Raw genomic sequence first — 5,308 nt, 5'->3', positions numbered from 1 at the left:
TCTGTTTGTTCGTCGCAATGTCGCTACTGTTTTTAGAGGCCTTGGCATCCACCGCGCTCGTGGCATCTGCCGCGGTCTGTTTGTTCGTCGCAATGTCGCTACTGTTTTTAGAGGCCTTGGCATCCACCGCGCTCGTGGCATCTGCCGCGATCTGTTTGTTCGTCGCAATATCGCTACTGTTTTTAGATGTCTTGGCATCCACCGCGCTCGTGGCATCTGCCGCGATCTGTTTGTTCGTCGCAATATCGCTGCTGTTTTGGGTTGCCTGTTTATCTACAGCATTCGCTAACCGCTCTAGCGCTTTAGTCGCATTAGTCGCTTTTTCTACGCTGTTCTTGTTAGCGACAATATCACTAGTATTCCGATCAACCTCAGCTTTTACCGAGTTCAACCTGGAATCCATAGCACCAACTTTTTGCTTATTAACTTCGATTGAATTTGAATTAGTATCGATCGCCCCCTTTAACGTGGTTGATAAATAATTATTATCATCCCTGAGGTCTTTTGCTTCTTTTCTCTTCGCATTAATATATTCATCAGCTACTTTTACAAGGCTATTCACTCTTTCTTCATCCGCAAACTTTATCCCACTAGGGTATTCCCTCTTCGACATTGCGTCAGACACATTCGTAACGGTAACTTTTTCTTTTACATCAGGATCTAGTGCATCTACATCCCGCATGCTACCATCTCTTTGCCAAAGTTCGAGTGGCCCGGCAGAGGAATTTGCACTTCCCACAATCAAGGTAAAAACCCAAAAATATTTTTTCATCGAAGCACCTAATTACCCAAAAAACTGCAGATAATCATACCTAGCACGCGCACCTTATAAACATTACAAACCCTTACAAACCCTTAATACCCATTGAAAATCCTTAAGCCCACTTAGAGAATCATACTTAATTACCCGCACAGCAAAACCCACCCCCCTTTTAAAATCACATATCCTCATCCCCGCACAATCATCTTATGAAAAAGTAATCATAACCCGCACTTAGGATGGTATATATCAATCTTCTAGCGCGTAATTCTCCCCCCTCGATCTAGACTTAAAAATTTCAATCAGGAATCATGACCCGCCAATTAAAGCAACTAAAGAAAATCCACCAGATCACTCTTTTGCACCATGGTTATTTTTTGCACTAAACACTCAAGCAGCTCCGAGATTGAAAAACACTTATGAAAGCTTTTGAATTCAAAGCTGTTAACTGTAGGCAACTCGCAGACAGCGCTTTTGCTTTGTGCTAACGACAAGGCATGTCACCTGGACTAATCACCTATGATGACCCAGAAAACCGGCAATTCGACCATGAGGTATGTTTAATTATAATCGGAGATGACGATTTTTTAATTCCCCTCAGGCAAATACTTTTTGAAAACCCGAAGAGTATATTGACGCACTGGCATACAACGTAAAACCTTGGGAAGGTCCAGATAAGCCTGCCCTAATAAACGCCAGTTACAACAGGGACGAAGTTTATTCTTTTCACAAGGTAGCCATTCACTAAAACTCAATTCAGACACTGAAGGCGAAGTAAGAAATCTGGTTATTTCTGAGCGCACCACACCAGAGCCAAAATAAACTTCGCCTACTCTAGTTTTCTTCAGCATCACGCTAGCAAAACACAGGACGCATCCACACCACCAATTAAAACTTAACTATTTCCAACAAGACCGATTTAAGTGCATAAAAAATAGATTTTTTTAAAACATGCCCGCTTTAAAGTCAGCTTTTCTAGCCCCCCCTCAAGGAGGCTTGGTGGCCGTCGCCGGTGATTCCGATAATTCGTTGAGCATGCGCTGGGTCAAGTTTGGCTCTACGGGCGCCATAAACCACGCCGCCGGTGCTGGTGGTGGTTTGCATTCCGTCACAAGCAGTTGCGGCGGCGTCGAGTTGGACTGACAACCGCAGGTCAGCAGTAGCAAGGCGATCACGCAGGCGGGCTTGTTTGGTATTGGCATCAGTCAGTGCTCGATAGTGGGCTTGGTCACTCGCTGCCAGCCATTGCTCCAGGGCGAGACGCTTGCGCTGCTCCCTCAGAATTTGCGCGGCGTTGGCATTGGCCTGATCGGTGCGTTCGGTTTGGTGGGAAGCTTCCTTGGCAGCCAGTTGCTTGACGTATGCGTTGGCCTGCCACTCCCATGCGGCCCACGCGCTGCCCGCCATCAGGGCCAGGATGATCAACAGCACCCCGCCCCACTTCACCGCATCGATTTCAGCGCCCGGGCATACAGCTCCTGACGATCCGCCGCGCCGTTCTGCCCACCGTTGATGCGCCGGGTGATCCTATCGAACGGGCCCGCGTCGGCCAAGGTGTTGAGCCCCCTGCTCGCCCAAAACCATGCCGCAGACATGCATGCGTGCTGTGGCCTCTCCAGCAGCTCGGGCAGCTTGATCAGATCAAGGCCCAGCCCTTCGCCGCAAGCCATGTAGTTGGCCCGGCCGGTGATCTGGATCTGGCCACGGCCTCGATACTTTTGACCGTCGCCGTCCGCCTCGGGGGTGTTGCCCAAGCGTTTGGCGAGTGAGCCGGTATCGTATTTGTCAGGTATTGGTCATTACCCAGTACGCGCACGTAGCGTAACTGGCCGGACTCGTGGCCGATCTGGGCGATAAAGGCGGCGATGCGTTTCGTGCCGACGATCTGGAAGCGGACCATCGCGGTGTTTAGCACAGGAACAAAAGCGCCGGCTGTTTGGCCGGCGTTGGGAGGATCTGCTGCAGTTGTTGCTGGGTGATCGGCATAGACTTGCCCTAAGGATGACGCCCTTGATCGGCCAAGCGCGGCACGACCAGTCTCTTTTGGTTATTAAGCTTAACCTGGAACATTCTCCACTCACGCGCAATAATTGAGTAAGGAATAAAGATACTTACTCTCTTGGCACCTCTTAAACCGGACTGCGTAGCCACATCGTGTGGAGTAATCGAGTAGTAACCTGCATTAATACCGACAATACCGCCGTCACTGCCGATGACCGGCCCACCCGACATTCCTTTGATCAATGGGGCATCGTGAATACCATAAAGATCACCGCTATTTTCTTTTAGATTGAGGAAGGGAGTTTGATACACCTTACCCTTGCCCGTGGTGGTCATCATATATGGACTCATCCCTGCGGCAGTTATGTTCTCACCTAGATACGGTGCTCTCCATGAAGGATAGTGGCCGTCTGCTTTACGCTTGATGAAGACGAGATCACAGCCTGTACTACAGGCATATGCGACATTGGGCAAGAATGGGGTATGTTGGGTCGTTACTGCGTAATCCTCGTTCCACTGTACTGCCGAGGCCATATATAGAAACGGTGCTGGAAAGCCTGAGGAGATTACAAAGTATGAGTCATTAACGGGCCCCGAAAAATCGGGCTTTACGAAGCCGTTGCATCCCGCAGTGAAAAGTGCTGACAGCAAAATACTTATTATCTTGAACATTATAACTTATCTACCCATAGAAATAATTCAGTCGAATGTTATTGTCAGTATTTTGACAACGTAGGGAGCAGCGTTTAAATCATCTGTTTTAATGCACCCTGTATTACTTACATTGGTGTCGACCCCGACGACACGAGTGGGTGTACTGGATCGAATTAAAAGGGCAGCCAGAGCATCACACCCTACTCACCCCACATGAATTTGGTTTTGTTGAACGCCAACTAGCTTTCGTCCACCTGATACTTTTCACAGGTTTAATACATACTCGCACTGATCAGCGTGCAACCTGTCTTGTTCATTAGCAGCGCAACTTCAGCTCACCGACTTGTACGATTCTTAATACATAAGTTGCCGATATTATTGCGTGCGCGGCCATTCATGGAGTAACGGGCACACACTTCCACGCGTAGGGTGGGCTTGTCGAATTTACGGTCATGTTGCTGCCAAACTTGACTACCCCCCCCCCCGCGCCGGCCCAAATATTTCTTATGGACCTGCTATCGTTGCATTGACTATTTATAAATTTAAAATTTGGTCCTGCGCAAAACAATCGCATACATCAACATATGTGGCTGTGCCACGCACTTAAGCGGCTGCCGCCGGCCCAATCGGTAGATGACTACGAAGCCCTGCTGCCGTGGAACTGCTCGCTATAAATGTCACGATAAGCCAAGGCCCTATCTTGCGGTAGTTGGGGTTTATCGAGCGCTAACCATCAAGAAGTCTTATTGACGACATACTCAGCGCCCTGCCTGTCAGATGGCCCAGACACGCGGGCATATCGGAAGCTGCAAGCTTCCAGCCAGTAAATGAGCCCGTCACAGAACATACTTTTGAGAATCTAAGGCACTGATGAGGAAGACAGATCGCCCTGAAGGCATTGGAGTCGACTTCACAACGTGGCTAACACCTGCTCTAACTAAACGTGGAGTACTAGAGCAGGTGCTATTTGATAACACCGCCAAAACGTTTCGACTGAGTGGGTTATTAAGATGAGGTCTTAAAATATCCAGAGGATGCATAATACTAATATTTAATCATGTGCAGTTTAATTTAAAACTCCATCCCAACCCCGACGCCACCTGTAATTTGACGAGAGACGTTGTCATAAGCTGCACTGGCTTTAGCACTCCATACTTCATCTAGACGTGCACCGGCCCCAACCGCAAATGCTTGGGCGGGGCCTGAGGCACCTACAGCGGCAGCGATGGAGAATTTCCCGGGCGTCATGGGGGTTATTAATGACGACATAGCAGCACTTTGCGCCATAAACCCACTGATATTGCGGTTTAGTTTGGCTACTTTCTTTTCTGCGCGACTGATACGTTCTTCAACGCTATCAAGTCGCCCCTCCACCTCATCAACACGCGCGTTTGCCCAAGCGATCATGCGGCTATTGGTATCAATGGCCTGCGTATGATAATTTAAAACCTGACTGTGCCCAGTTAAAACACTATTAACCTGGGATATTCGTTGAGTGGCTCGCGCATCAACAGCATGGGTGGCGTCAGCTGCAGTTTTTTTATTTTGCGCGATGACATGCGCATTCTGATTTGCCTTGATATCCACTGCCTGTGTGGCTTTATCTGCAATTTGTTTGTTGGCCGCTATAACACTCGCGTGAGTGTCGGCTTTGGAATCAGCGTCCTGTTTGTTTAGCGCGATATCGTTGGCATTTTTAATAGCCTTATCATCAACCGCCTTTATGGAAGTCTCTGCAGACTTTTGATTGCGATCAATCGCGTTGGCATTTAACACCGCCTTATCATCAACCGTTTTTATGGAAGCCTCTGCAGACTTTTGATTGCGATCAATCGCTTCGGCATTTAACGCCGCCTTATTATCAACCGCTTTTATGGAAGCCTCTGCAGACTT

Annotated in this window: 4 protein-coding genes and 1 pseudogene; all 5 read right to left on the bottom strand. The window is 48.5% G+C overall.

Annotation, left to right across the window (positions count from 1 at the left end; all coding sequences use genetic code 11):
* Nucleotides 1-772 (bottom strand): hypothetical protein (locus tag ACZRMS_RS26030; RefSeq protein ID WP_463997619.1); only part of this gene is annotated, 772 nt, incomplete at its 3' end.
* A gap of 963 nt (nt 773-1,735) precedes the next feature.
* Nucleotides 1,736-2,167, bottom strand: a complete 432-nt coding sequence (locus ACZRMS_RS26025) for a lysis protein (RefSeq protein ID WP_463997620.1) — start codon at nt 2,165-2,167, stop codon at nt 1,736-1,738.
* Between the two features lie 35 nt (nt 2,168-2,202).
* A pseudogene (locus ACZRMS_RS26020) lies at nt 2,203-2,746 on the bottom strand (glycoside hydrolase family 19 protein).
* A 9-nt stretch (nt 2,747-2,755) separates the two neighbouring features.
* Entirely contained in the window at nt 2,756-3,433 is a 678-nt protein-coding gene (locus tag ACZRMS_RS26015; protein ID WP_463997618.1) for a serine protease, read from the bottom strand.
* Nucleotides 3,434-4,486: 1,053 nt separating this feature from the next.
* Nucleotides 4,487-5,308 (bottom strand): YadA C-terminal domain-containing protein (locus ACZRMS_RS26010; RefSeq protein ID WP_463997617.1); only part of this gene is annotated, 822 nt, incomplete at its 5' end.

It is taken from the genome of Pseudomonas sp. B424, assembly GCF_055408345.1.
This window is presented reverse-complemented; position numbering and strand designations above follow the sequence as displayed.